Consider the following 25,742-nt stretch of genomic DNA (forward strand, 5'->3'; position numbering starts at 1 on the left):
GCGGCCGTACCGATGCGCGGCTCCACCCCGTGGCAAGCGCGACACCTGCCCGCAGCGGTGGCGAAGCCCAGCGCGACCAAGAAAGAGGGCGGCTGAGCTGAGCCGTAGCGGAGGGTAGGGGTCGCGCGGCCGTACCGATGCGCGGCTCCACCCCGTGGCAAGCGCGACACCTGCCCGCAGCGGTGGCGAAGCCCAGCGCGACCAAGAAAGAGGGCGGCTGGGTCGGCCTGCCCGCAGCCGCCGGGGCCCCGGTCGTTCGTAGCCGAACGTAGGACCGCCGCTACTGGATCAAGAGCGGGGCCAGTCGGCCCTTGGCGGCAGGGGCCGTACTGACGCCGGTTCTAATCCGGTCGCGGCCTACCTGTGACCGAATCTCCCCCAGGATGTGACCTATGTCCTGGGGGATCGATGTTTACGCAGGTCAGCGCCGACACAGGGGAACAAGGTGTGACGAAAGCCCTGTCCATTTCGTGACGTAATGCACTGCACGCCATTCCCAGGCCGGGACACTCTGATGTAGGAAGTCGGGGGATCGAATCACCTCAGGAGTTAGTCAGTGAGCGCCATGTCTCTTGCCCTGCTGCTGACCACGGCCGCTGCCACGGCCGTGGGCGCTGCTGCTCTGCACGCCGTCCACGGTCTGCGCAAGCAGGTCACCGCCCTGCGAGGCGAGCTGGCGGTGCCGGTCCACGCCCGCGCCGCGACCGTCCCGCACGCCCGCAACGCCGCCGAGTCCCCCGCCGCGGAGATACGAGCCGCCGTGGCCGAGGCCCTGGCCGAGGAGCGCGAGCGGGAGCTGGCCGAGGCGCGCGCCTTCTGGGCCGCGCAGGAGGCCCGCGACGCCGCCGACGCCCCTTCGCTGCTGGGCGGACTGCCCGGGCTCGGTGAGGACAGCCCGGTCTTCCTGCCCCGGCAGGCCGACCTGGTGGGCCTGGAGCCGGTCCTGGGCGAGGAGGCGCTCGACGAGCTCCCCGGGTACCCGGAGGACTCGGCCGAGCTGGCCGCCGCCCGCCGGCGCCACCCCTCGCACCCCGACTTCGTACCGGTCCAGGCGGCCCACCCCGGCGCCGACCACGAGCGCACCGTGAACCGCCTGGAGGAGCTCGCGGAGGCCCGTACGGCCCTCGCGGACGTCCGACCCGGCCCGCTGGGCACGCTGGACGTGTACGTCTTCACGGACGGCACCACGCTGTGCATGACCCCGGGGCACCGGGAGACCGCGGAGCGGCTCGCCGAGGCGCTGCGCTCGGGCACCGCTCCGGTCCTGCTGGGCGGCTCGGGGATCTCCGGCGCCTATGCGCTGACCTTCTCCTGCGGTGACTCCGAGGACCCCGACAGCAACGTCTACATCCTCGCGGACCGCGTCATCGCGTCGCTCTGATCTCTGCCTGCTCCACCAGCGCTACGGCCTCGTCCAGCACCTCGGACGGGGCCTTCGCCGTGTCCGGGGCGCCCGCAGCGCCGCGCAGGGCCTCGACGAGGTCCAGCCCGGCCACGGCCACCTGGTCGCCGACGACGAAGATCCCGGCGTCCGGCATCTCCCGGGGCGCCCGTCCGGGCTCCTCCAGTTGCTGCGCCCGTACGGAGAGCTCGCGGGCCAGTTCCAGCGCCACGGCGGCCGTCCCCTGCTGGAGGCGGCTCTGCGGTGCGGCCCGCAGCCGGTCGGCGAAACGGTCCACGGCGGCGCTCAGGGGCGAAGTATCAAGCACCCGGCGACCTTACGCGTCGTCCGGGCACCATTGCCAACGGGCGAACTCTCCGGCACGGTGGCGTGAAGAGAACAGCACGGCACAACCTCCGGAGGCGCCCATGTCCGTAGAGTTCTCCGAGCAGACCCACCGCAACATGATCGACAGAATCCCCCAGACCACCGGTCGTGAGGTGTCCGACTGGCTCCGCACCGTCGACGAAGGCCCCTCCCTCGTCCGGTTCGAGGAGAAGGTCAGCTGGCTGCGCGGCGCGCACGAGCTGTCGTACGGCCAGGCCAAGGCGATCATCCACGAGTACGACCTGCGCCGGGCCGCACGCCGGTTCGGCTGACCCCTCTCCCCCGCCCCCGCAGCCCCTCCATGCGGGAAGGCCCCGCGAGCCGTTGCTCGCGAGGCCTTCCCGTGGGGTGTGCCGGACCGGGCGGGCCTGACGGCCCGCCGGTCCTGCTAGTCGTCGCCCGAGAGGATCTGGAAGATGCGAAGCATCTCGATGTAGATCCACACCAGGGTCATGGTGAGGCCGAAGGCCGCCAGCCAGGCCTCCTCGCGCGGGGCGCCGTAGGTCACGCCGTCCTCGACCTGCTTGAAGTCGAGGGCGAGGAAGCAGGCGCCGAGGATGACGCCGATGGCGCCGAACAGCAGGCCGAGGCCGCCGCTGCGGAAGCCGAGGCCGTCACCGCCGCCGAAGACCGCGAACAGGGTGTTCGCGAGCATGAGCAGGATGAAGCCGAGGGCCGCGGCCATCACGAAGCCGTAGAAGCGGCGGTTGACGCGGATCCAGCCCATCTTGTAGGCGAGGAGCACGGCGGCGAAGACGCACATCGTGCCCAGCACGGCCTGGATGACCACGCCGGCGCCGAAGTAGGTGCTGGTGGCCGCGCTGATCACACCGAGGAACACGCCCTCGAAGGCCGCGTAGGCCAGGATCAGGCCCGGGGCGGCCTTCTGCTTGAACGACTGGATGATCGCGAAGACGAAGGCCACCAGGGCGGCGCCGATGCCGATCGCGTACGACGTGCCGAGGTTGGCCGGGTCGACGGGCAGCAGCACCCAGGAAAGGGTCGCCGTCACGATGAGCGTGCCGAGCGTCATGGCCGTACGGCTCACGACGTCGTCGATGGTCATCGCGTTGGTGCGCGCCGGCGCCTGCGGCATACCCGTGGCCGGGTCCATCGCGTACGGGTTCGTCGCGTACGGGTTGGTCCCGGCCTGCTGGTGCTGCGCGTCAAAGCCCGCGTAGCCACCGTTGTCGCGGCTGAACCCCCGTCGCGAGAAGACCGGGTTACTGCTCCTCATCTCACTCCTCAGTGGCCACCGAGCGCGGCCTCGCAACAAGAGTAATGCGCTCGCAAAGAAAGCACCCTACTGCTGGAGGAGGATCTTAGGAGAAGGCGCGGCGAAGCGCAGGGGATATACGAGGTGAGCCTCGCCAGAGCTGCGGAGTGCCCGGAGCCGGACTTGAACCGGCACGACCCGAAGGCCAGCGAGGTTTAAGCTCGCCGTGTCTGCATTCCACCATCCGGGCAGGGCGTGGCGGCCCCCGTGGAAAAGCCTTGAACGCTGTGCCGAGCCTATCCGGAAGACACTCGCCGCCGACCGGCCGTCTATCCGATGTTGTCTGATTTTATTGGCGCTTGAGGGTCCATCAGGCCTCAGAATGCACGGTCGGCCCGTTCTGGACGTCGATCACCACCTGTACGGGAATGACGGGATTTCGATGGCCCGCGCCACCCTCCGCGCCACCCTCCCCGCCACCCCGGGACACCGCCCGCCGACCGGGCTTCCTGTCATACCAGAGGAGGATGCGCGCCCGCCCGCCGTCAGTCTCGAGTGGGCCCGGGAACAGGCACGGCGGCTGATCCGCGGCGTGTAAGGGCCGGGTGAGGATGGAGAAGTCCCGCACAACAGACCGAGGAGCCGTCCTGTGACCACCATGAACCACGCCCCGCGCACCACCCAGGCCGTGGCCGCCCGCGCCACCGGCCTCTCCAAGGTGTACGGCCAGGGCGAGACCCAGGTGGTCGCCCTGGACAACGTCTCCGTGGACTTCGGCCAGGGACAGTTCACCGCGATCATGGGCCCCTCGGGCTCCGGCAAGTCCACCCTGATGCACTGCGTCGCCGGCCTGGACACCTTCTCCGCCGGCTCGGTCCGCATCGGCGAGACCGAACTGGGCTCCCTCAAGGACAAGCAGCTCACACAGCTGCGCCGGGACAAGATCGGCTTCATCTTCCAGGCGTTCAACCTGCTGCCGACCCTGACGGCCCTGGAGAACATCACGCTCCCCATGGACATCGCCGGCCGCAAGCCCGACCAGCAGTGGCTGGACACCGTCGTGAACATGGTCGGCCTCTCCGGCCGTCTGGGCCACCGCCCCACCCAGCTCTCCGGCGGCCAGCAGCAGCGCGTGGCCGTCGCCCGTGCCCTGGCCTCCCGCCCCGAGATCATCTTCGGTGACGAGCCGACCGGAAACCTGGACTCCCGCTCCGGCGCCGAGGTCCTCGGCTTCCTGCGCAACTCCGTCCGCGAGCTCGGCCAGACCGTCGTGATGGTCACCCACGACCCCGTCGCCGCCTCCTACGCCGACCGCGTCATCTTCCTCGCCGACGGCCGGATCGTCGACGAGATGCTCAGCCCCACCGCCGACGGCGTGCTGGACCGCATGAAGGCCTTCGACGCCAAGGGCCGCACCAGCTGATCCCGGTCCCGCCCCAGGCCGCCCTCCGACAAGACTTCCAGCCCCAGGACTGAGACCTCCCATGTTCCGTACCGCCCTGCGCAACGTTCTCGCGCACAAGGCCCGGCTGTTGATGACGGTGCTCGCCGTCACCCTCGGCGTCGCCTTCGTATCCGGCACCCTCGTCTTCACCGACACCCTCAAGAAGTCCCTCTCCGGCCAGTCCGCCAAGAGCTACGAGGGCGTCGCCGTCTCGGTCACCTCGTACGGCCAGGGCCGCGACGAGCAGGGCCGGAAGGAGGGCGAACCCGGCCTGGGCCAGCAGACCCTCGACAGGATCAAGGCGCTCCCGGGCGTCGACACCGTCTCCGGCAGCGTCTCCGGCTTCGCCGGCGTCGGCGACGAGAACGGCAAGCTGATCGGCTCCGGCTGGTCCAACAAGGGCGGCAACTACTCCCCCGTCAAGGACGGCAAGGACCCGCGCTACACCTTCACCCAGGGAGCCGGCCCGGCCAGGGCCGACGAGGTCGCCCTCGACAGGGCCACCGCCGAGACGGGCTCGTACACGGTCGGCGACAAGATCCGCGTCGCCACCAACGGCCCGGTCAAGGAGTACACCCTCGCCGGCGTCTTCACGACCGAGGACGGCGCCGTCCAGGCCGGCGGCAGCCTGGTCCTCTTCGAGACCAAGGTCGCCCAGGAGCTCTACCTCCAGCCCGGCTACTTCCAGGAGCTGTCGGTCGCCGCGAAGAACGGCACCTCCGCCGACCAGCTGCTCGCCGACATCAAGCCCCTGCTCGACAGCAAGACGACCAAGGCGCAGACCGGCACCGCGCTCGCCGCGGAGCAGGCCAAGCAGATCGAGAAGGGCCTCAACAACCTCAGCACGATGCTGCTCGTCTTCGCCGGCATCTCGCTCTTCGTCGGCATCTTCCTGATCTACAACACCTTCACCATGCTGGTCACCCAGCGCACCAAGGAGCTGGCCCTGCTGCGCGCCGTCGGCGCCAACCGCGGCCAGGTCATGCGCTCGGTGCTCACCGAGGCCCTCGTCGTCGGCTTCCTGTCGGCCGCCGTCGGCCTGCTCGGCGGCGTCGGCCTGGCCATCGGGATCCGCTCCGTCATCGGCTCCCTCGGCGCGAAGCTGCCGGGCGGCGCCCCCGTGATCGCCCCGGGCACCATCGTCGCCGCCTTCGTCATCGGCGTCGTCGTCACCACCGTCGCCGCCCTGCTGCCGGCCTGGCGCACCGGCCGGATCGCACCCGTGGCCGCCATGGGCAGCGCCCATCTGCCGGCCTCCTCGAAGTCCCTGGTCCTGCGCAACATCCTCGGCTCGGTCATCAGCCTCGGCGGCATCGGCCTGGTCTTCCTGGGCGTCTCCCAGGGCGGCAGCGCCGGCCGCATCACCATGGGCGGCGGCGCCTTCTTCATGCTGATCGGCATGATCGTGCTGCTCCCGCTGCTCTCCAAGCCGGTCATCGGCGCGGTCCGCCCGCTGCTGCAGAAGGTGTTCGGCGTCCCGGGCAAGCTCGCCGCCCAGAACGCCGTCCGCAACCCGCGCCGCACCGCCGTCACGGCCGCCTCCCTCGCGATCGGCCTGACCCTCGTCACCACGCTGTCCGTGCTCGGCATCACCGTCGGCAAGGTCGTCGACCGCATGAGCACCGACAAGCTCAAGGCCGACTACCGGGTCTCCATGTCCTCCGACGCGGGCAGCCTGGACAAGTCCGTGGCCGAGACCCTGGCCAAGGCCCCCGGTATCAAGGCGGTCTCCCCGCAGACGGCCGGCTACTTCCTGGTCGACGGCGACTTCCGGTCCGCCTCCGGCGTCAACCCGGCCACCATCGGCCAGCTCCTCAACGTCGAGGTCCTCAGCGGCTCCCTGGACAGCCTCGGCAAGGGCGAGGTCGCCGTCGCCGAGAAGACCGCCACGAAGGAGAAGCTCACCGTCGGCACGCCGATCAAGGTGACGTACGACGACGGCCAGGAAGCGTCTGTGAAGGTCGGCGCGATCTTCAAGGACATGGAGGGCCTGCTCTCCCCCTACGTCATCGACGACAGGATCCTCAGCCTGCACAGTGAGGAGATGTACATCCCCGAGGTGTACGTCAACGTCGACGGCGGGGCCTCCAAGGCCGCCCAGCAGAAGGTCGTGGACGCCCTCGGCAAGAACCCGGCCATCACCGTCGCCACCCAGCAGGACATGCGCAACGAGATGGGCGGCCTGATCAACACGATGCTGAACATCATGTACGGCCTGCTCGGCATGGCGCTGGTCATCTCGGTGCTCGGCGTGGTCAACACCCTGGCCATGTCCGTCTTCGAGCGGACCCAGGAGATCGGCATGCTGCGCGCCATCGGCCTCGACCGCAGCCGGGTCAAGAACATGATCCGCCTCGAAGCCGTGGTGATCTCCCTCTTCGGAGCCGCCCTCGGCGTCGCCATCGGCGTCTTCCTCGCCTGGGCCGTCGGCTCCACCCTGGCGAAGTCCATGCCCGGCTACGAGCTGATCCTCCCGTGGGACCGGATCGGGATCTTCCTCCTGCTGGCCGCCGCTGTCGGCGTCCTGGCCGCCATGTGGCCGGCCCGCAGCGCCGCCCGTCTGAACATGCTGACCGCCATCAAGACCGAATAGCGGACCGCATCACGCGGAAGGCGGAACGAGACGCGCGAGGGCCCCGGGGCAAGCACCACGCCCCGGGGCCCTTCGGCGTCGTCCGCGCAGGAACGATTACGCCGACTGCCCGCCCCAGGTCCGCAGCCGCAGCGGCAGCCCGGAGTCCCCGCGCGCCGCGGACCGCACCGCGAGCACCTGGTTGACCCCGAGGCGGCCCCGCTCGAAGCCGAGCGCGGAGGCCGCCATGTAGAGCTGCCAGACCCGGGCCCGGCCCGCCGAGGTGAGGGCCACGGCCTCGTCCCAGTGCTCCTCCAGCCGGGCCACCCAGGCCCGTAGGGTCAGGGCGTAGTGCTCCCGCAGCGCCTCCACGTCGCGGACCTCGAAGCCGGCCCGTTCCAGTTCGGCGACCGTGGTGCCGACCGGGGAGAGCTCCCCGTCGGGGAAGACGTACGCGTCGATGAACTCGTCCACCCGATAGGCCGATTCGTCGGCCTCCGGCGGGCGGGCGATCTGGTGGTTGAGCAGCAGGCCGCCGGGGCGCAGCAGGGCGTGCAGGGTGCGGGCGTAGTCGCGGTACCGGTCGGCTCCGACGTGTTCGGCCATGCCGATGGAGGAAATGGCGTCGTAGGGGTCGTCCTTGACGTCCCGGTAGTCCTGGATCCGGATCTCGACCAGATCGGCCAGGCCCTCGTCCGCGGCCTTCTTACGGGCGTACACGGCCTGTTCGCGCGAGAGCGTGACCCCGGTGACCCGGGCCCCGTACTCCCGGGCCGCGTGCAGGGCCATCGACCCCCAGCCGCAGCCGACGTCGAGGAGCCGGTCCCCGGGCTTCAGGGCGAGTTTGCGGCACACCAGGTCGAGTTTGTCGTGCTGGGCCCGCTCCAGGGTCGAGCCGGGGGTCCAGTAGGCGCAGGAGTACACCATGGAGGGGCCGAGGACCCGCTCGTAGAAGTCGTTGCCGACGTCGTAGTGGTGGCTGATGGCCTGCCGGTCGCGGCCCCGGGTGTGCCGGGGGCCGCTGCGCCGGGCCGCCTCCTCGCCGGGCGGCGCCGGCGCCGGCCAGGGCCTGGCCAGGGCGACGAGGTCCCGTACGGCGCCCCGCGCGTCGGCGTCGCGCAGCAGTTCGGCGGTGGCCGTGGCGGTGGTCGCCGCGGCGAGGAGCGAGCGGGGCAGGCGCGGGCGCAGCGCGCCGAAGCGGGACGCGGGCGGGGCGGGCACGCGCACCGTCGGCCGGCCCCGGTCCCAGAGCAGGCCCGACACCCGGTCCAGCAGTTCGAACAGGTCGCCCTCGACGGTCAGGTCACCGGCCACCCAGGCCCGGGCCAGGCCCAGTTCCCCGGGCTTCCACAGCATGCGGCGCAGGGCACGGCGGCCCCGGACGACGAGGACGGGGCCGTCGGGCGGCCCGGCCTCGGTCCCGTCCCACGCGCGGATGCGCACGGGCAGGGGGCCGCCCAGCAGGGTCTCGGCAAGAGCGGCCAGCCGCGGAGCGGCGTCGGTCATGGCGCACCTCCACAAAGTTCCGACCCATCCGTCTACCCATCCGCGGCCCCGGGTACGCCGAAGGGGCCGCCCGCACCACGGATGGCGGGCGGCCCCTTCGGGGTCGTACCTTCGACCGGCTCAGCGGCCGGTCTCCCGACGCAGGGTCAGGAGGCCTTGGCCTTCTCGGCCGGGGCAGCGGCGGCGGCCGGGGCCGGCGCCGGCTTGGCGGCCTCGTAGAACTCCTCGCGCGGCGTCTCCAGCGCGCCGAGGGAGACGACCTCGCGCTTGAGGAACATGCCGAGGGTCCAGTCGGCGAAGACGCGGATCTTGCGGTTCCAGGTCGGCATGGCCATGCCGTGGTAGCCACGGTGCATGTACCAGGCGAGCCGGCCCTTGAGCTTGATCTTCATCTTGCCCATGACGATCATCGCGACGCCCTTGTGGAGGCCGAGGCCCGCCACCGCACCCTTGTTGGAGTGCGCGTACTCGGTCTGCGGGAAGCCCCGCATGCCCGAGATGACGTTGTCGCCGAGGACCTTGGCCTGGCGCAGCGCGTGCTGGGCGTTCGGCGGGCACCAGGCGTTCTCGACGCCGGCCCGGCGGGCGGCCATGTCCGGGACCTGGGCGTTGTCGCCGGCGGTCCAGATGTAGTCGGTGCCCTTGACCTGGAGGGTCGGCTCGGCGTCGACGTGGCCGCGCGGGCCCAGCGGGAGGCCGAAGCGGGCCAGGGCCGGGTTCGGCTTGACGCCGGCGGTCCAGACGATGGTGTTGGAGTCGACCTCAAGGCCGTTCTTCAGCACCACGTGGCCGTCCACGCAGGAGTCCATCGAGGTGTTGAGGTAGATCTCGATGCCGCGGGACTCCAGGTGCTCCTTGCCCCAGGTGCCGAGCTTGGGCCCGACCTCGGGGAGGATCTTGTCGGCCGCGTCGACCAGGATGAAGCGCATGTCCTCGCGCTTGATCGTGGAGTAGTACTTCGCGGCGTCGCGGGCCATGTCCTCGACCTCGCCGATCGTCTCGGCGCCGGCGAAACCGCCGCCGACGAAGACGAAGGTGAGGGCCTTGCGGCGGACGTTCTCGTCCGTCGTGGACTCGGCCTTGTCGAGCTGCTCCAGCACGTGGTTGCGCAGGCCGATGCCCTCCTCGACACCCTTCATGCCGATGCCCTGCTCTGCGAGACCGGGGATCGGGAAGGTGCGGGAGACGGCGCCGAGGGCGATCACCAGGTAGTCGAAGGGCAGCTCGTACGCCTCGCCGACCAGCGGCGTGACGACGGCGACCTTGCGGTCCTGGTCGATGGTGGTGACCCGGCCGGTGAGGACCTCAGCCTTGGGCAGCACGCGTCGCAGCGGGACGACGACGTGCCGCGGCGAGATGCTGCCTGCGGCCACTTCGGGGAGGAAGGGCTGGTAGGTCATGTACGAGCGCGGGTCGACGACCGTGACGGTCGCCTCGCCGTAGCGCATCTTCTTCATGATGCGCTTGGCTGCGTACAGGCCTACGTACCCACCTCCTACAACGAGGATCCTGGGACGCTCCGTGGTGCTCATGAGAACGAGTATCCAGCACCCAATGGGGTGTTGCTCGTGAGCCCCTTCACAAGGAGACGGAGGGCCTCTGCTACACTCCGCCGCCCACGTGACGGACGTCATGACACGCGACGGGAACCAAGAGGTATCGGGAGTCGTTGTTCACCCGTCCTGAACTGGCCTCCAAGGCCTGAACCGGAGTAGACCACCGGGTTTCGTCCTTACCTCTGACGCGGAACCCGTCGCCTCCATGGATCGCACGAACGCGCGACAAAAGGGGTCTCGGGCCTTCCGCAAGACCCCGAAGGGCCCTTCCCGCACCCCGGCAGGCACCTTTTCCTTGTGAAGAACTTCACGAACTTTTTCCGGATCATGACCTCGAAGAGCCCTCACACCCTGGTTCGAAGGTCGTTCGACCGATGGACCAGGTGATTGCACCGGTCATCGCGTGCACGACCCGGAACGACGACGGGGGTTCCACGACCGGCCGGTCGTGGAACCCCCGTCGTCCGACGGACCGGCGCGTCACACGGTGGCGCCCGCCACGCTCCAGGCGATGCCGTCGAGGATGTCGTGCTCGGAGACCACGACCTCCGAGGCGCCGATGCGCTCCATGACGGCCAGCAGGACCAGCGCGCCCGCTCCGATCACGTCGACCCGGCCCGGGTGCATCACGGGGATCGCCGCGCGTTCGTCGTGCGTGGCCGTCAGCATCCGCTCGGTGATCGCGCGGACCTGCTCGTAGGAGATCCGGGAGTGGTGGATCTCCGACGACCGGTACTCGGGCAGCCCGAGCGCGATCCCGGCGATGGTGGTCACCGAACCGGCCAGACCGACCAGGGTGCGTGCCTCGGTCAGCGGGACGGTTTCGGCCGCCAGGTCCAGCGCGGCCTCGATGTCGGCCCGGACGGCCGCGATCTGCTTCTCGGCCGGCGGGTCGGTGACCACGCCGTCCACCACGAGGTGGCGTTCGGTCATCCGGACGCAGCCCACGTCCACGGACCGGGCCGCCCGGACATGGTCGTCGCCGACCACGAACTCGGTCGAGCCGCCGCCGATGTCGACCACCAGGAACGGCCGCTCCAGGTAGTTGTGCGCGGTCAGTTCCTTGGTGGCGCCGGTGAAGGAGAACTCCGCCTCCTGGTCGCCGGAGATCACCTCGGGCTCGACGCCCAGGATCTCCACGACACCGCGGACGAAGTCGTCCCGGTTCTCGGCGTCCCGGGAGGCCGAGGTCGCCACGAAGCGCACCCGCTCCGCGCCGAGCTCCTTGATGACCGCCGCGTACTCGCGGCAGGCGGCGAAGGTGCGCTCCAGTGCCTCCGGGGCCAGACGCCCGGTGCGGTCCACGCCCTGGCCGAGCCGGACGATGGTCATCCGCCGGTCGAGCTCGACCAGCTCGCCCGTGGCGGGGTCGCAGTCCGCCACGAGCAGCCGGATGGAGTTCGTACCGCAGTCGATGCCCGCGACCCGGATCACCGGGACTCCCCGTCCTTGTTCTCTCCGCACGGTGTGACGCAGGCGCCCTTGGCCCACCACTCGGGCAGCATCGCGAGGGCTTCGTCGCCGAACGGGTTCACGCCGGGGCCGGCGGCGAGGGAGTGGCCGACGAGCACGTGCAGGCACTTGACCCGGTCCGGCATGCCGCCGGCGCTCGGGAAGCCCTGGAGCACCTCGATGGCGTCGCGGCGCTGGATGTAGTCCTCGTGCGCGGCCCGGTAGGCGGCGGCGAGCTCCGGGTCCTCGGCGAGCCGGGCCTGCATCTCCTTCATCACGCCGTTGGCCTCCAGCGTGCCGATGGCGGAGGCCGCGCGCGGGCACGTCAGGTAGTACAGCGTCGGGAAGGGGGTGCCGTCGGGGAGCCGCGGCGCGGTCTCCACCACGTCGGGCTGCCCGCAGGGGCAGCGGTGCGCGATGGCGCGCAGCCCGCGCGGCGGGCGGCCGAGCTGCTGCTCGAACGCCTCGATGTCCGCGTCGGTCGGCTCGGTCCGGTCGGTCTGGGGCGGGGGCGTCTGCATGCCTGGAGGAAGTCTCTTCGTTCTCGTGGATGGGTGCTGCGGTACTGGCTGCGGTACTAGTCGTTCGGGCGGTCGGCCTTGTCGACGCCGTCCCAGACGTTCGAGTACCAGGGGCGGTCGGAGCCGGCCTGGCCGGTCCGGTGCGGCTCCGGCGGCCGGGCCCCGGGGTCGCTCATGATGTAGCCGACCTCCCCCGGGCGCAGGAAGTGCAGGTGCCTTCGCGCCTGCTGCTCCGCGTACGCGTCGTCCTGCCAGCGGGCCTTCTCGTCGCGGAGCCGCTCCAGGCGGTCCCGCGCCGCCGCGGCGGCCCGCTGCTGCTCCGCGATCTCCGAGCGCTGGGAGACGTACTGGCGCATCGGATACGCGAGGGCGACGACCAGCGTACAGAGCACGAGCACCAGGAGCGCGGCCCTGCCGGTGAGACGGCTGCGGCGCACCTGACGGCGCGTCTGCGAGCGGTAGACGTGTGCCGCGGTCCGCTCGCCGAGCTGTCTGAGCCGCGTCGCGGTGGAGAAGGTGGAGAACCGATCCCGGTTCCCGGCCATGGGTCCGCCTCCCCTTTGGTACGCACTACGCAATACGTCCCCGCACACGGTACGGGACCGAGTGCGGGGACGTACGGAGGCTGAGCGTGATTAGCCCTTGAAGCGCGGGAAGGCGCTGCGGCCCGCGTACACCGCGGCGTCGTCGAGGATCTCCTCGATGCGCAGCAGCTGGTTGTACTTGGCGACGCGGTCCGAGCGGGCCGGGGCGCCGGTCTTGATCTGGCCGCAGTTCACGGCGACGGCGAGGTCGGCGATGGTGACGTCCTCGGTCTCGCCGGAGCGGTGGGACATCATGCACTTGAAGCCGTTGCGCTGGGCCATCTCGACGGCGTCGAGGGTCTCGGTCAGCGAACCGATCTGGTTCACCTTCACGAGGAGGGCGTTCGCGGAGCCCTCCTCGATGCCGCGGGCCAGGCGCTCGGGGTTGGTGACGAAGAGGTCGTCGCCGACGATCTGGACCTTGGCGCCCAGGCGGTCGGTGATGGTCTTCCAGCCGGCCCAGTCGTCCTCGAACAGCGGGTCCTCGATGGAGACCAGCGGGTACGCCTCGACGAGCTCGGCGTAGTAGTCGGTCATCTCGGCGGCCGAGCGGGACTGGCCCTCGAACTCGTACTTGCCGTCCTTGTAGAACTCGGACGCGGCGACGTCGAGCGCGAGCGCGATGTCCTTGCCCGGGGTGTAGCCGGCCTGCTTGACGGCCTCGATGATGAGGTCGAGCGCGGCGCGGTTGGACTCCAGGTTCGGGGCGAAGCCGCCCTCGTCACCGAGACCGGTGGACAGGCCCTTGGTGTGCAGGACCTTCTTGAGGGTGTGGTAGACCTCGGCACCCCAGCGCAGCGCCTCGGAGAAGGACTCCGCGCCGATCGGGGCGATCATGAACTCCTGGATGTCCACGTTGGAGTCGGCGTGCGACCCACCGTTGAGGATGTTCATCATCGGAACGGGCAGCAGGTGCGCGTTCGGGCCGCCGAGGTAGCGGAAGAGCGGGAGGTCCGAGGCCTCGGACGCGGCGTGCGCGACGGCGAGGGAGACGCCGAGGATGGCGTTGGCGCCGAGCGAGCCCTTGTTGTCGGTGGCGTCGAGGTCGAACATGGCCTGGTCGATCAGGCGCTGCTCGGTGGCGTCGTAGCCGACGAGCTCCGGGCCGATCTGCTCGATGACGGCCAGGACGGCCTTCTCGACGCCCTTGCCCATGTAACGGTTGGGGTCACCGTCACGCAGCTCGATGGCCTCGAATGCACCGGTGGAGGCGCCGGACGGAACGGCAGCACGGCCGGTGCTGCCGTCGTCGAGGCCCACCTCGACCTCGACCGTGGGGTTGCCTCGGGAGTCCAGGATTTCCCGGGCTACGACGACGTCGATGGACGGCACGAGCATCTCCTTCTGGGATGTGACGCTGGGTGTGCGGTGGCGTGTCAGGCCGTGGGATGGCCTTGCCGCCTAGAGCCTAACCGGCTTCGGGGGTTCGACCGGCCGACCGCCCGACCCCTGGGACGAAAAAGGGACCGAATACCCCTCTTCCGGGACATACGACCCTTGGTCATCGGACTCGGAGGGGTCCTCGCACCCGCACACACCACCGCCCGGCGCGCGGGGGGAAGGGGCGCCGGGCGGTGGGAATTCTGCGTCGTGCGTACGCTTCTGCGGCTGTTACCGCGGCGTTCAGCTGAGCTTCAGCTTCTGACCGGGGTAGATCAGGTCGGCATCCGAGACGATGTCCTTGTTCAGCTCGAAGAGCTGCTGCCAGCCGCCCTTGACGCCGTTGGCCTCGGCGATGGTGCCCAGGGTGTCGCCGGGCTTGACCTCGTAGGAGCCGTTGCCGGTCTTCGGCGCGGCCGGGGCCTCGGTGCGCTCGGAGCGGGTGGTCGGGACCTCGGGGCGCTTGGTCTCCTTCTTCGGCGCGGCCTTGGTCTCGGTCTTCTTGGTCACGGTCTTCTTGGTCTCGGCCTTCTTCGTCTCGGCCTTCGGCTTGGTGGAGGCCGGGGTCTCGGTGGAGCCGCCACCGGTGTACGAGGAGTTCGACAGGCCCTTGCCGCAGTGCGGCCAGGCGCCCTTGCCCTGCTTCTTCAGGACCTTCTCGGCCACGGCTATCTGCTGCGCCTTGGAGGCCTTGTTGGCCTGCGGGGCGTACGACTTGCCACCGAAAGCGGCCCAGGTGGAGGACGAGAACTGCAGTCCGCCGTAGTAGCCGTTGCCGGTGTTGATGGACCAGTTGCCACCGGACTCGCACTGCGCGACCTTGTCCCACTCGGACGCGGTGGCGGCGCTGGCGGCGCCCGCGGTCATCAGGGGGGCGGCCACGGCCACACCGGCGACACCGGCGAGCGTGACGATGCGGACGGCCTTGGAGCCGCGACGGTGCTTGCCCTTGCCGGAAAGCAGCATGAGGTTTCTCCTCACCGACGCCTACGAGGTGAGCTGTCGGGTTCGGGCCCGTGAGTGCCCGGCGGTGCGACCCAGCGCACCACTTAACCCCAAGCCGCTTCCCGGCCGTCTCTCAACGACCGCTCGCGGCACCTACCTTGGTTCCCCCGCTCCTGCCTTCGGCGCTTGACGCGACGACTGTTCCCCCCGTCCGCCGGCAGGATTCGGCGATGCGGTCGAAGGAGCCCGCGGTGGCGGGCGACTCAGAAGGTAGACAGGTCCCTCCCCGATGCTCAACCAGGAGCATCGGGGAGAAACGGCCCCTACTTGCGCTCCCCGCAGGGGTGTTTGCGCAGGTGAGAACGGGGTTTGCAAAAGCCCCCGGACGGGACACGCCAGTTGACCGGAAGAGACACATGTCTCACTTGCAGAAAACAGACAATCAGGTCTTTCCGGACGAACCAACTGCCCTTATTGCACGGTTAGATCCAGATTCTGACCCGGCTTGATCAGGTTGGCGTCATTGCCGATGACCTGCTCATTGGCCGCGTAGAGGCCGCTCCAGCCACCCTTCACGCCCTTGGCGACCGCGATGGTCGCCAGGCTGTCGCCCGCCTGCACCGTGTAGACGGGGCCGGACGCCGCATCAGACGGCGCACCCTCCTCGGCGGACGGTGCACCGCGGTGCTTGCCGTTGCCCTCGGCGGGAGTGGCGCCCGGGGTCGACGGGGCGGCCGGGGCGACCGGGGTGGTCGGGGTGGTCGGCGCCTCGGGGGCTGTCGGGTCCGCCGGGGACGGACTCGGGGCGACCGGCGGGACCGTGGGCGCCGTCGGGTCCGCCGGGAGGGCCGGGACCGTCGGGTCGGTGGGAGTGACCGGCGCCGTCGGGTCCGTCGGAGCGGTCGGGGCGGTCGGGGCGGTCGGGGGCGTCGTCGGGACGTCCGGCGCCGGCATGACGGGCAGTCCGACGGACGGCGCGTCGGGAATCAGGAAGGGGGAGCCGGTGGGGCTCGGGGTCTCCGCGGTCGAGAGCCCGAAGTCCGTCGGCGGCTTGTCGCCCTTGGCGGAGGGCACGACGTCGTCGGGGCGGGACGGCGCGGGACCGACCGCCGTGGTGCTGCCCGGCAGACCCGGGTCGACCGCGGCGGCCGGACCCTGCTGGTCCAGTCCGGCCGAGGCCGCGCACAGCGGCCAGGCCTGCGGACCCTGGGAGGCCAGCACGCGTTCGGCCACGGCTATCTGCTGCGAGCGGCTCGCGAGGTCGGCCCGCTCGGCGAAGTCCAGACCGCCGGCGTTCTGCCATTCCTCCTGGGTGAACTGGAGCCCGCCGTACGCGCCGCTGCCGAAGTTCGCGCTCCACGAGCCGCCGCTCTCGCACTCGGCCACCTTGTCCCATGTGGCGGTGTCGGCAGCGCTCGCGCTGGTGGCGGCCAGCAGTGGCATGGCCAGTGCGGAGCCAGTGACTCCGGCTGTGACAACCAGCGCGGGGACCTGGCGGGGGCGTCTGTGACGGCCGTTCCCGGAGAGCATGAGGGATCACCTTTCGCATAACAGCCTGGTAACGGCAGAACCTAGCGGCCTTCGAACGATTGTCACAAGTTCAAGCGGAACCTGACTTTTAATCAGTTTCCGCGCAAGTGTTTTGAGCCGTGAAGCGAACGGGAAGAGTACGTAGCCCTCGCATGATCAACCCCCCACGCCAGCGCAGGTCTTGGGGTGGAACGGCAAGCTCCAGATCGGGCAGGCGGGTCAACAGGGTCGCCAGGGCCGTCTGTCCCTCCAGCCGGGCGAGCGGCGCGCCCAGGCAGTAGTGGATGCCGTGTCCGTATCCCAGGTGCTGGTTGTCGGTCCTGGAGAGGTCGAGGGTGTCGGGATCGGTGAACCGCTCGGGGTCCCGGTCGGCGGCCGCGAGGACGACCAGAACCGGGTCGCCGGTCTCGATCCGCTCGCCGCCGAGGGTGAGCGGCTCGGTTGCGAAGCGCCACGTCGCCAGCTCCACGGGACCGTCGTAGCGCAGGAGTTCCTCCACGCCGGTGGTCAGCAGAGCGCTCTCGCCGGCGGCCAGGGAGGCTTGCAGGCGCTCGCGCTGGACGGGGTTCATGAAGAGGGAGTGGACGCCGTTGCCGATGAGGTTCACGGTGGTCTCGAAGCCGGCGAAGAGCAGGATGAAGGCCATCGCGGTGGCCTCACCCTCCGTCAGATGGTCGCCGTGGTCGCTCGCCCGGATCAGGTCGGAGATCAGGTCGTCGCCCAGATCATCCCTTTTGCGGTGGATGAGTGCGCCGAGGTAGGTCCGCATCTGCTTCACCGACCGGGCGACCCCGCCGCGCGGCCCGCCGCCGTGGCGGATCATCATGCCGGCCCAGTCGCGGAAGTCGTCCTGGTCCTCCCGCGGTACTCCGAGCATCTCGCAGATGGCGTAGATGGGGAGCGGGAAGGCGAACTCGTGGATGAGGTCCGCCTCGCCCCTCCCCGCGAAGGCGTCGATCAGGTGATCGGTGAGCGCCTGCACCCGCGGGGTGAACTCGGCGACCCTGCGCGGGGTGAACGCCTTCGACACCAGGCGGCGCAGCCGGGTGTGGTCCGGCGGGTCGATGTTCAGCAGATGCGTCATCAGCTCCGCCTTGCGCTCCCCCGGGATCCCGGTCTTGCCCTTGGCGTGCGCGGGCTCGGCGTGATGCGCCGGATTCTTGCTGAGCCGCTGGTCGGCGAGGGCCTGGCGGGCATCGGCGTAGCGCGTGACCAACCAGGCCTCGACCCCGCTGGGAAGCCTGGTGCGGTGCACCGGCGCGTTCTCGCGCAGCCACGCGTAGGCCGGATAGGGATCGGTCGCGAACTCCCACGTGAAGAGTTCGGGCGCCGCGCCGACGGAGGGAGTGGACGACTGATCGTGCATGTCCCCGACAGTAGCCGCCGCGCACCGGCGGACCCGCGCGGGCCGCGGCCCGCCGGTCCGTCATCCGATATGACTGCATGGTCGCGGCTGTCCGTAGATCGGACAACACTTGACCTCGCCCCGTCCGGCACTCCTACTTTCGGATATGTGGACGTGAGGATCTTGAAAAGCAGTTTCGCGGTGGTGGAGAGAAGGGCCGAACACGCGGTCAAGTTCTTCTACTCGCACCTCTTCTGGCACAACCCCGGAGTCCGTGACCTCTTCCCGGTCTCCTCCGAGGACATGGAACGCCAGCGGGACCGGCTCTTCGCCGCGCTCACCCACGTGATCTCCCGCTTCGACGACGACACCATCGGCCCCTACCTGCACGACCTGGGGCGCGACCACCGCAAGTTCCTGGTCCGCCCCGAGCACTACGCGGTCGTGGGCTCCAGCCTGCTGGCCGCACTCGCCGCGACCTCCGGCAGCGCCTGGACCCCGAAGGTGGAGAAGGCCTGGACCGAGGCCTACCAGGTGATCGCCGACGCCATGCTCGCCGGGGCCGACGCGAGCGAGGACCCGCCGTGGTGGGACGCGGAGGTGGTGCGACACCTCCAGTACGGGCAGGACATCGGCGTGCTGACCCTGCGGCCGCACGCCCCCTTCCCCTATCTCCCGGGCCAGTACACGAGCGTGAGCAGCGAGCGGGTCCCCCGCACCTGGCGCACGTACTCCATCGGCAACGCCCCCCGCCCCGACGGCACCGTCGACCTCCACGTCAGCCGGATCGACCGCGGGCGGCTGAGCACCGCCCTGGTCCGCGAGACGCAGCCCGGCGACGTCCTCAGGCTCGGCGCCGCGGGCGGAGCGCTGACCTTCCGGCGCTCGGACCGCCCGGTCAGCCTGATCGCCGCCGGCACCGGCTGGGCCCCGATCCGCGCCCTGCTGGAGGAACTCGCGGACCGGCCGCCCGACCAGGACGTACGGCTCTTCGTGGTGGCCCGGGACGGCGCACACCTCTACGACCGCCCGCTCATCGACGCCTACGGCACCTCCTGCGGCTGGCTCGACGTCACCTACATCACGCCCGCCCCCGGCCGGCACCGCAACGAGGCCACCGAACGGCTCGCGACGGCGCTGAGCAACCGGGGCCTGTGGCCCGACCAGGACGTCTACCTCAGCGGTCCGGTGCAGTTCATCGACGAGACCGCGCGTCTCCTGGAGGAACTCGGCGCCCGGCCGGCCCGGCTCTTCCACGACGTCGTACCCTCCGGGGGCCGCGGCCACGACCAGCCGGACCGCCCGCTGGGCTTCGGCGAGTGGTTCCTGAACCGCCCGGAACCGCACTGGCTCAACCCCTCGGCCCGCGCCCCGAAGGAGTACTGAGAGGACCGGGCGGTCACCGCGCGGGGGCCGCGAGGCCCTCGGCCGCCCGGATCGCGTCCCGGTAGACGCGGGCCGCCGCGCGCAGCGCGGTCTCGGGGTCGACGCCCTCCGCCTCGGCGCGGGCCGCCAGTTCCAGCAGCTCGTACCCGATGCCCTCGCCGCGGGGCAGCTCCACGGCCACCCCGCCCGCACGGGCCCGGCCCGCGAGCTTGGCCGCGAGCGCCAGGCCCGGCTGGCCGACCGGGACCCCGTCGGTGACGGACTCCCGCCGCTTCTCGACCGCCTTGGTGCGCTGCCAGTGCGCGTGGACGTCTTCGGGGGTCTCGGCCTCCGCGTCACCGAAGACGTGCGGGTGCCGGTGGATCAGCTTCTCCACGAGGGCCCCGGCCACGTCGTCGATGGAGAACGCCCCGAGAGCCTCCTCGTCGCCGTCCTCCTCGTCGCCGTCCTCCGCGTCGGCGCCGTCCGGAAGGCCCTCCTCGGCGATCCGGGCGTGGAAGACCACCTGGAGCAGCACGTCGCCGAGCTCCTCGCGCAGCTCCTCCCGGTCCCCGTCCTCGATCGCCTCGACGAGTTCGTACGCCTCCTCGATGGCGTACTTGGCCAGGCCCCGGTGGGTCTGCCGGGAGGTCCACGGGCATTCGCGCCGGACCCGGTCCATCACCTGGACCAGGTCGAGCAGGCGCGCGCCCGGCAGGTCGTAGGAACCGGGCAGCAGTTCCAGGTCGGGCATGGAGACCCGGCCGGAGCCGGCCAGCCGGGCCAGCCCGTCGGTGAGCCGCTGGTCACCCTCCCCGCCCGGGAGCACCACGACCGTACGGCCGCCCGCGCAGGCCTCGACCAGCGCGTGCGCGTCCGGGGCCGCGTGCTCGACCTCGACGCCCGCCTCCCGCAGGTACGGCAGCTGCGGGTGGCCCGGGTCGGCGCACAGCACCCGGTCCGCGGCGTGCAGGATCTGCCACGCCGGCCAGGACAGCACGCCGGGGGCGACCCGGTGGCTGGTGGTCAGCAGGACGATACGGCCGGTGGGCTCGGCCGGGGCGGTGGGCTGGGAGTGGTCGGTCACCCTCCGAACCTACCTCCGCCGCAGGACCTCAGGCTCCGGCGGGTTGCTGCTCGGGCCGGGTCCGCTGGGTGATCCAGGGGGTCTCCACCGGGCCGAGGCCGACCTGCTTGGCGTCCCAGGCCCCGTAGCGCGGGTTCACCTCGATGTCGAGGGCCTCCGACGCCTTGGTGAGCGGTTCGATGATCCGGTCCTCGCCGAAGCGCTCGCTCAGCTTGTCGAGCAGCAGCCGGAAGCGCAGGTCCTCGTCGATCTGCCCGGGCGCCAGCGGGACGCGGGCCTGCAGGGCCATCTGCTCCAGCGCCGCCGCACCCTTGTCGCCCTCCTGCGCCTTGCGGGCGTCCTCGATCTCCTTGGTCGTGACGGAGATGCCCGCGTCGTCGGCCGCCCGCTCCAGCACCCGCAGCTGGATCATCTTGCCGAGCTTGATCCTCTCCAGCTGAGGGGTGTTGGCGATGAGGATCGCGGCCTGCTCGGACCGGTTCTGTGCGGTGCGGACGTCGTTCACCTGGGCCTGGAGCGCGGAGGTGGTGATCCGTTCACCGCCGACGACGGCCGCGGTGCCGGGCCGGGTCTCGCCCGAGCAGGCGGACAGCAGGGGCGCCGCCACGAGCAGGGCGGCGGAGACGGAGAGCGCAGTGCGACGGTGCAAAGGAGCCTCCAGGGCCGGGAGATTGTGCGTCTGTGCACAAGGGCCGTGCGGTGATCGATGGTATGCAGTAAGGGTGGCCCGGGCCACCGGTTCGACCAACGATTCGCGGGGTGTCCGGGGTACGTGTCTGTTCGTGTCGCAGCCACTCCGCGGCCACTCCCGCTTCCCCCGGTGCTGCCAGGGTCGGCCCACCATGCCCACACCGCACCGCTCGCCGCGCCACCGCAGTCCGTCCGGTTCGGCGCTCGCCGCCCTGCTCACGGCGGTGGCCGTGTGCGCCGGGGATGCCGCCGCCCGCGTCTTCCCCTACGGACCGCGCCACCGCAGCGTCAACGACCTCGGCAATCAGTTCGTACCCTTCCACGCGCACCTGTGGGACCTCCTGCACGGCCGTGCGCACGGCGGACTGCTGTTCAACTGGCAGTCCGGCTACGGCACGAGCTTCCTGCCCGACCTCGGCACCTACCTGACCGGCCCGTTCTCCGTCCTCGTCGCCGTCTTCCCGCGCGCCGACATCGACCTGGCCGTGTACGTCGTCACCGTGCTGAAGACGGCCGCCGCCGCTGCCGCCATGGCCTGGCTGCTGCGCACCCTCCACCGGGGGCCGTGGTGGGCGGCCGGCCTGCTCGGGGCCTCCTACGCGCTGTGCGGCTGGTCGGTGATCGAGGCCTCCTACAACCCGATGTGGCTGGACGGCCTGATCGCCTTCCCGCTGCTGTGCCTGACCGGCGAATGGGCCCTGCGCGGGCGGCGGGTGCTGCTCGCCCCGCTGGTCGTCGCCGTCTGCTGGACCGCGAACTTCTACACCGCCTACATGGCGACGCTCGGCGCCGCCCTGGTCCTGCTGGTACGGGTGGTGCTGACCCGGGAGGGTCTGCGGGCCCGGACCGCGGTGATCGCCCGGGCGGCCGGGAGCACCGTGCTCGGCATCGCGCTGGCGGCGCCGGTCCTGCTCCCGCTGTTCCTCAGCTCGGGGCAGGCCTACCCGGGGTGGGTCAGGGAGTTCCGGCCGGTGCCGTGGGCGGACCTCTTCGCACGGCTGCTGCCGGGGACGTACTCCTTCTCCTCCCCCGCCGTCTTCGTCGGCACCGGCACGCTGCTGCTGGTCGCCGCACTGCCCTTCCACCGGGCCGTGCCGCCGCGCGACCGGCTGTGGTGGACGGGGCTGACGGCGGCCGTGGCGCTCTCCCTGCAGTGGGCGCCGGCCCATCTGGCCTGGCACCTGTTCGCCACGCCCAACGGCAGCCCGTACCGGCAGACCTTCGTCCTGGCCGGGATCGCCGTCATCGCCGCCTGGGCCGCACTCGCGGGCGGACCGCCGCGGCCGGCGGCGCTGGCCGCGGGCGCGGGCGTCCTGGCCGCCGCCGCCCTGTGGGCACGCACCAGCACCCTGACCACGACCTGGGGGTACGCGCTGTTCGCCGGTGGCCTGGCGGCAGCGGGCGCGGCCTGGTGGGCGCTGCGCCACCGGCGAGCCGCACTGCCGGCGGCCGGACTGCTGGCCCTGGTCCTGCTCGCGCAGGCCTCGGCGACCACCGCCTCCGGCCACCGGGGCAAGCTCGGCGCCCTCGACGACTACCCGTCCTGGGGGGCCTCCCACACCGCGCGCGCCGCGGCCCTCGCGGCGGCCGAGGGCTGGCCCGCGTACCGCACCGACCCGAGCCGGCCCGCCCTGTCGGGCAACGACCCGCTGCTGCTGGGCGGCGAGGGCGGCGCGTACTACAGCAGCCACACCCCCGAGGTGTTCACTCGGACGATGGCCGCGCTCGGCGCCGGCTGGACCTCGCGCGGCCGCAACGTCCAGAGCATCGACAATCCGGTCACCGACGCCGTCTTCGCCGTCGGCGCCCGCCTCCGGCCGGACGGCTCGGTCCTGCGCGCCGAGGTGCCCCCGCTGGTGACGACCCGCCCGCCCGGCGCACCCGGCTCCTACGGCGACTCGCCCTTCGCCAACCAGGAACTCCTGCTGGGCGCCCGCGTGTACGAGGACCCGCTCGCCCCCGGCGTCTGCCGCGCGGGCACCGAGGCCTACCTGTGGGCGCCGGAGTACAACGCCACGGCCCGACTCGCCGACGGCCCGGCCTTCCGGCTCAACGGCAGCGCCCCCCGCAACCGGGCGGCCCTCCAGCCGCTGGGACCCTCCCGCGGGGCCTCCTCGGCGCTGGTCTTCGACGCGGCCCCGCCGCCCCGCTGGACCCTGTCCTGCCTGGACCGCACCCGCCTCGACGCGGCGGTGGCCGCCCTGCGCGCCACGGCCGCGACCTCCGTCCGGGTCGGGTCCTCCGGCATCCGGGCCGACCTGCCCGCGGGCACCACCGGCACGGCGGTCCTCTCCGTCCCCGCGATCGCCGGCTGGACCTGCAACGGCCGCCCCGCCTCGGCCCACCTGGGACTGGTCGCGGTCCCGCTCACCCCCGGCACCACCCGGGTCGCCTGCTCCTTCCGGCCGCCCGGGCTGCTCCCCGGGCTGGCGGTCGCCGCGGCGGCCCTGACCCTGCTCGCGGTCACCGCGGCCGGGGCCCGCGGCTCCCGCCGGCGGGCGTGACGGGCCGGGCCCTCAGCGGACCTGGCTCAGCCACTGCAGCGTGCGGCGTACCTCCGACGGGAAGGGATGGGCCGGTCCGTGCAGGCGCTCCGCGTCGAACAGCAGCCGGGCCAGGGTGTCGTGGGCCGCCGGCCGGTCGCCGAGGGAGAGCAGCAGGTGCGCGATCCGGCGGCGGATCTCCAGCGGCAGCGCCTGGTCCGGATTGGCGTAGCGGTTCTCGAAGTAGGGGAGCAGCGAGCGGTACTCCGCCAGGGCGGCGGCCGGCTCGCCCAACTGCTCCAGGCACTGCGCCGCGTCGTAGCGGAACCGCAGGGACTGCGGGTCGCCCGCCGGGAACTCCTCCGCGAGACGGCGCAGTTCGGGCAGGGCCCGACGGTACTGGCCGTCGTCCATCAGGGTGGCCGCGTACTGCTTGCGCAGGGAGCGGACCACCGGCGAGTGCTCGCCGTGCTCGGCAGCCGCCGCCGGGAGGATCCCGCCGAGGATGTCCACGGCCTGCGTGAGCCGACCCTGGTCGAGGAGCGTGCGGGCCTGGTCCACCGCGCCCGGGATGTCGGGCTTCTGCGGCACCGGAACCGGCGCGGGGGTCCGCGTCGGCGTCGGCGCGGACGTGGGGGTCGGCGGCACGGGAGTGCCCGTCGGCGGGGATGTCGGCGTGCCCGTCGGCGTGCCCGTCGGCGGGCCGGCCGGCCTCGGCGGGATCACCGAGGCCCGGTCCGGCCAGGGCGCCTGGGGCCGTACGAAGGGCCGCGTCGGGTCGAGCGGGCCAAAGGCGCCGCGGCCGCCCGGGGCCGGCAGCAGCGGGGCGAGGGCCTCGTAGACCTCCTGTGCCGAGGACGGCCGGTCCTGCGGGTCCTTGGCGAGCAGGCGCATCAGGAGCGCCTCCAGCTCCTGCGGGACCTCCGGGCGCTGCGGCCGGACCGGGACCGGGGCCTCGTACAGGTGCCGGTGCAGCACGCCCAGGGCGGTGGACCCGGCGAAGGGGACGTTTCCGCTGAGGAGTTCGTACAGGAGCACGCCGAGCGCGTACAGGTCGGTGTACGGGCCCACGGCGCCGCTCATCGCCTGCTCGGGCGCCATGTACGCCGGGCTGCCGATGGGCGTTCCGGTGCTGGTGAGGCGGGTGGTGTCGGTGTCCATGACCGAGGCCACGCCGAGGTCGAGGACCAGGACGGTGCCGTCCGGGCGGACCATCACGTTGCGCGGCTTCAGGTCGCGGTGGACGATCGGCACGGCGTGCACGGCCGACAGCACCGAGCACAGCTGCGCGACGACCGCGACGGCCCACTGCCACGGGTAGGGGCTGTGCGCGGCCAGGTGGTCGGCGAGGTCGGAGCCCTCGACGTAACCCATCACGAGGAACAGCTCGTCACCGTCGCTGCCCGCGTCATGGACGGTGACCAGACCCGGGTGGTCCACCTGCGCCGTGACCCGGCATTCGCGCACGAAACGGCGGCGCAGCTCCTCCGCGACCGTTCCGGGACCCGCGACCTTGTCCGGGCGCAGCAGCTTGACGGCGACCCGCCGGTCCAGGCGCCGGTCGTAGGCCGTCCAGACCTGGCCCATGCCGCCCTGTCCCAGAACGCTCGCCAGCTGGTAGCGGTCCGCGATGAGGCGGTCGGTCACTGCTGCGGATCCCGGAAGGCGGTCTGGTCGGGGTCCTGGTGGTGTCCGCCGGGCGGCGGGGTCTGCTTGCGCAGCAGCTCACTGAGCTCGTCGAGTTCGGCCCGGACCTGCCCGATGCGCGGGGGCGGCGTCGGCTGCGGCGGCACCTGCGGCACCTGCGGCACGGCCGGCGTCCGGCCCGAGATCACCGTCGGGGCCTGCGCGTGCGGGTAGCCGTAGGAGGGCGCGGGCTGCTGCGGGTGGCCGTAGGGCGCGGGCTGCCCCGGATACCAGGGCGCGGGCGCCGCCGACCGCAGGGCCTCGTGGTGCTTGATGTCGGCGACGAGGAAGTACACGCAGACCGCGAAGCCGGTGAGGATCGAGCCACCGGCACCCAGGTTGCCCTGCCAGCCGTTGACGTCGGGGGTGGGGTCGAGCTGGATCAGCGTCAGCCAGACGACCGCGAGCACACCGCTGAGCACCAGCAGCCCCCAGTCCCGGGACCTACGGGTGACCAGCGCCAGCCTCAGCATCGCGCCCCAGGCCAGGAAACCGCAGCTCAGGACGGGCAGCAGCATGAACACCACGCGCAGTGCCACCACACCGCCCGAGGTGGACTGGGGGGCGTGCTGCGGCGGAAGGCCGGGGCCGTGCATCGCTGCTCCTGACGGG

Annotated in this window: 21 protein-coding genes, 1 tRNA gene and 1 riboswitch; of the genes, 6 read left to right on the plus strand and 16 right to left on the minus strand. The window is 71.7% G+C overall.

Translation table 11 applies throughout. The annotated features are described in order from the left end of the window. The first annotated feature begins 565 nt into the window (after positions 1-565). Positions 566-1,381 carry a hypothetical protein gene (locus tag ACIPXC_RS08095; RefSeq protein WP_401614969.1) on the plus strand — a complete coding sequence of 272 codons (816 nt, stop codon included), beginning with the start codon at positions 566-568 and terminating at the stop codon, positions 1,379-1,381. Here ACIPXC_RS08095 and ACIPXC_RS08100 read toward each other — a convergent pair. Then, positions 1,365-1,709: a hypothetical protein gene (locus tag ACIPXC_RS08100; RefSeq protein WP_401614686.1), complete on the minus strand. Its 345-nt coding sequence runs from the start codon at positions 1,707-1,709 to the stop codon at positions 1,365-1,367. The genes ACIPXC_RS08095 and ACIPXC_RS08100 overlap by 17 nt on opposite strands. 100 nt (positions 1,710-1,809) lie before the next feature. Between ACIPXC_RS08100 and ACIPXC_RS08105 the strand changes: the two genes are divergently transcribed. Further along, positions 1,810-2,040, plus strand: a complete 231-nt coding sequence (locus ACIPXC_RS08105) for a DUF4287 domain-containing protein (RefSeq protein WP_030716449.1) — start codon at positions 1,810-1,812, stop codon at positions 2,038-2,040. Between the two features lie 116 nt (positions 2,041-2,156). On the opposite strand, the gene ACIPXC_RS08110 is transcribed toward ACIPXC_RS08105, so the two are convergent. Beyond that, a complete protein-coding gene (locus ACIPXC_RS08110; protein WP_401614688.1) occupies positions 2,157-3,005 on the minus strand; it encodes a Bax inhibitor-1/YccA family protein in 849 nt (282 codons plus the stop codon). Between the two features lie 147 nt (positions 3,006-3,152). Further along, a tRNA-Leu gene (locus ACIPXC_RS08115) sits at positions 3,153-3,234 on the minus strand. Between the two features lie 399 nt (positions 3,235-3,633). On the opposite strand from ACIPXC_RS08115, the gene ACIPXC_RS08120 reads away from it, so the two are divergent. Together ACIPXC_RS08120 and ACIPXC_RS08125 are read left to right on the plus strand one after the other, a co-directional pair. Then, positions 3,634-4,407: an ABC transporter ATP-binding protein gene (locus tag ACIPXC_RS08120; RefSeq protein WP_376126523.1), complete on the plus strand. Its 774-nt coding sequence runs from the start codon at positions 3,634-3,636 to the stop codon at positions 4,405-4,407. A 61-nt stretch (positions 4,408-4,468) separates the two neighbouring features. Continuing rightward, a complete protein-coding gene (locus ACIPXC_RS08125) occupies positions 4,469-7,021 on the plus strand; it encodes an ABC transporter permease (protein WP_401614690.1) in 2,553 nt (850 codons plus the stop codon). A 96-nt stretch (positions 7,022-7,117) separates the two neighbouring features. Here the strand turns inward: ACIPXC_RS08125 and ACIPXC_RS08130 are convergent, their stop codons facing one another. The 9 genes from ACIPXC_RS08130 to ACIPXC_RS08170 all read right to left on the minus strand — a co-directional run bounded on the left by ACIPXC_RS08130 (position 7,118) and on the right by ACIPXC_RS08170 (position 17,840). Continuing rightward, positions 7,118-8,506 (minus strand): class I SAM-dependent methyltransferase, encoded by a 1,389-nt coding sequence (locus ACIPXC_RS08130; RefSeq protein ID WP_401614692.1) that lies wholly within the window; start codon positions 8,504-8,506, stop codon positions 7,118-7,120. 146 nt (positions 8,507-8,652) lie between these two features. Beyond that, positions 8,653-10,038: an NAD(P)/FAD-dependent oxidoreductase gene (locus ACIPXC_RS08135; RefSeq protein ID WP_401614694.1), complete on the minus strand. Its 1,386-nt coding sequence runs from the start codon at positions 10,036-10,038 to the stop codon at positions 8,653-8,655. A gap of 504 nt (positions 10,039-10,542) precedes the next feature. Then, positions 10,543-11,496, minus strand: a complete 954-nt coding sequence (locus tag ACIPXC_RS08140; RefSeq protein ID WP_401614696.1) for an exopolyphosphatase — start codon at positions 11,494-11,496, stop codon at positions 10,543-10,545. Then, entirely contained in the window at positions 11,493-12,035 is a 543-nt protein-coding gene (locus tag ACIPXC_RS08145; RefSeq protein WP_401614698.1) for a DUF501 domain-containing protein, read from the minus strand. The genes ACIPXC_RS08140 and ACIPXC_RS08145 overlap by 4 nt, the downstream gene beginning before the upstream one ends. Before the next feature lie 56 nt (positions 12,036-12,091). Next, a complete protein-coding gene (locus tag ACIPXC_RS08150) occupies positions 12,092-12,580 on the minus strand; it encodes a septum formation initiator family protein (RefSeq protein ID WP_401614700.1) in 489 nt (162 codons plus the stop codon). A gap of 90 nt (positions 12,581-12,670) precedes the next feature. Beyond that, positions 12,671-13,957: a phosphopyruvate hydratase gene (gene eno, locus ACIPXC_RS08155; RefSeq protein ID WP_381749176.1), complete on the minus strand. Its 1,287-nt coding sequence runs from the start codon at positions 13,955-13,957 to the stop codon at positions 12,671-12,673. Positions 13,958-14,242: 285 nt separating this feature from the next. Beyond that, on the minus strand, positions 14,243-14,965 hold the full coding sequence (locus ACIPXC_RS08160) for a transglycosylase family protein (protein WP_401614703.1): 723 nt from the start codon (positions 14,963-14,965) through the stop codon (positions 14,243-14,245). A 3-nt stretch (positions 14,966-14,968) separates the two neighbouring features. After that, positions 14,969-15,139, minus strand: a riboswitch (cyclic di-AMP (ydaO/yuaA leader). A gap of 276 nt (positions 15,140-15,415) precedes the next feature. Then, positions 15,416-16,387 (minus strand): transglycosylase family protein, encoded by a 972-nt coding sequence (locus tag ACIPXC_RS08165; RefSeq protein ID WP_401614705.1) that lies wholly within the window; start codon positions 16,385-16,387, stop codon positions 15,416-15,418. A 175-nt stretch (positions 16,388-16,562) separates the two neighbouring features. Continuing rightward, on the minus strand, positions 16,563-17,840 hold the full coding sequence (locus ACIPXC_RS08170) for a cytochrome P450 (RefSeq protein ID WP_401614707.1): 1,278 nt from the start codon (positions 17,838-17,840) through the stop codon (positions 16,563-16,565). Between the two features lie 180 nt (positions 17,841-18,020). Here ACIPXC_RS08170 and ACIPXC_RS08175 point away from each other — a divergent pair, with 180 nt between their 5' ends. Further along, positions 18,021-19,205, plus strand: a complete 1,185-nt coding sequence (locus tag ACIPXC_RS08175) for a globin domain-containing protein (RefSeq protein ID WP_401614709.1) — start codon at positions 18,021-18,023, stop codon at positions 19,203-19,205. 13 nt (positions 19,206-19,218) lie between these two features. Here the strand turns inward: ACIPXC_RS08175 and ACIPXC_RS08180 are convergent, their stop codons facing one another. Both ACIPXC_RS08180 and ACIPXC_RS08185 read right to left on the minus strand, forming a co-directional pair. Then, the gene (locus tag ACIPXC_RS08180; protein WP_401614711.1) at positions 19,219-20,271 is read right to left on the minus strand and encodes a nucleoside triphosphate pyrophosphohydrolase; all 1,053 of its coding nucleotides are present in this window, start codon (positions 20,269-20,271) and stop codon (positions 19,219-19,221) included. Positions 20,272-20,299: 28 nt separating this feature from the next. Continuing rightward, positions 20,300-20,920: a SurA N-terminal domain-containing protein gene (locus ACIPXC_RS08185; protein WP_401614713.1), complete on the minus strand. Its 621-nt coding sequence runs from the start codon at positions 20,918-20,920 to the stop codon at positions 20,300-20,302. A 193-nt stretch (positions 20,921-21,113) separates the two neighbouring features. Here ACIPXC_RS08185 and ACIPXC_RS08190 point away from each other — a divergent pair, with 193 nt between their 5' ends. After that, positions 21,114-23,465, plus strand: a complete 2,352-nt coding sequence (locus ACIPXC_RS08190) for a YfhO family protein (protein WP_401614715.1) — start codon at positions 21,114-21,116, stop codon at positions 23,463-23,465. Between the two features lie 12 nt (positions 23,466-23,477). Here the strand turns inward: ACIPXC_RS08190 and ACIPXC_RS08195 are convergent, their stop codons facing one another. After that, a complete protein-coding gene (locus tag ACIPXC_RS08195; RefSeq protein WP_401614717.1) occupies positions 23,478-25,091 on the minus strand; it encodes a protein kinase in 1,614 nt (537 codons plus the stop codon). Then, a complete protein-coding gene (locus ACIPXC_RS08200) occupies positions 25,088-25,726 on the minus strand; it encodes a hypothetical protein (protein WP_401614719.1) in 639 nt (212 codons plus the stop codon). The genes ACIPXC_RS08195 and ACIPXC_RS08200 overlap by 4 nt, the downstream gene beginning before the upstream one ends. Between the last annotated feature and the right edge of the window lie 16 nt (positions 25,727-25,742).

Origin of the sequence: Streptomyces sp. NPDC090021 (assembly GCF_044748225.1) — a bacterium.
Taxonomy (GTDB): Bacteria; Actinomycetota; Actinomycetes; order Streptomycetales; family Streptomycetaceae; genus Streptomyces.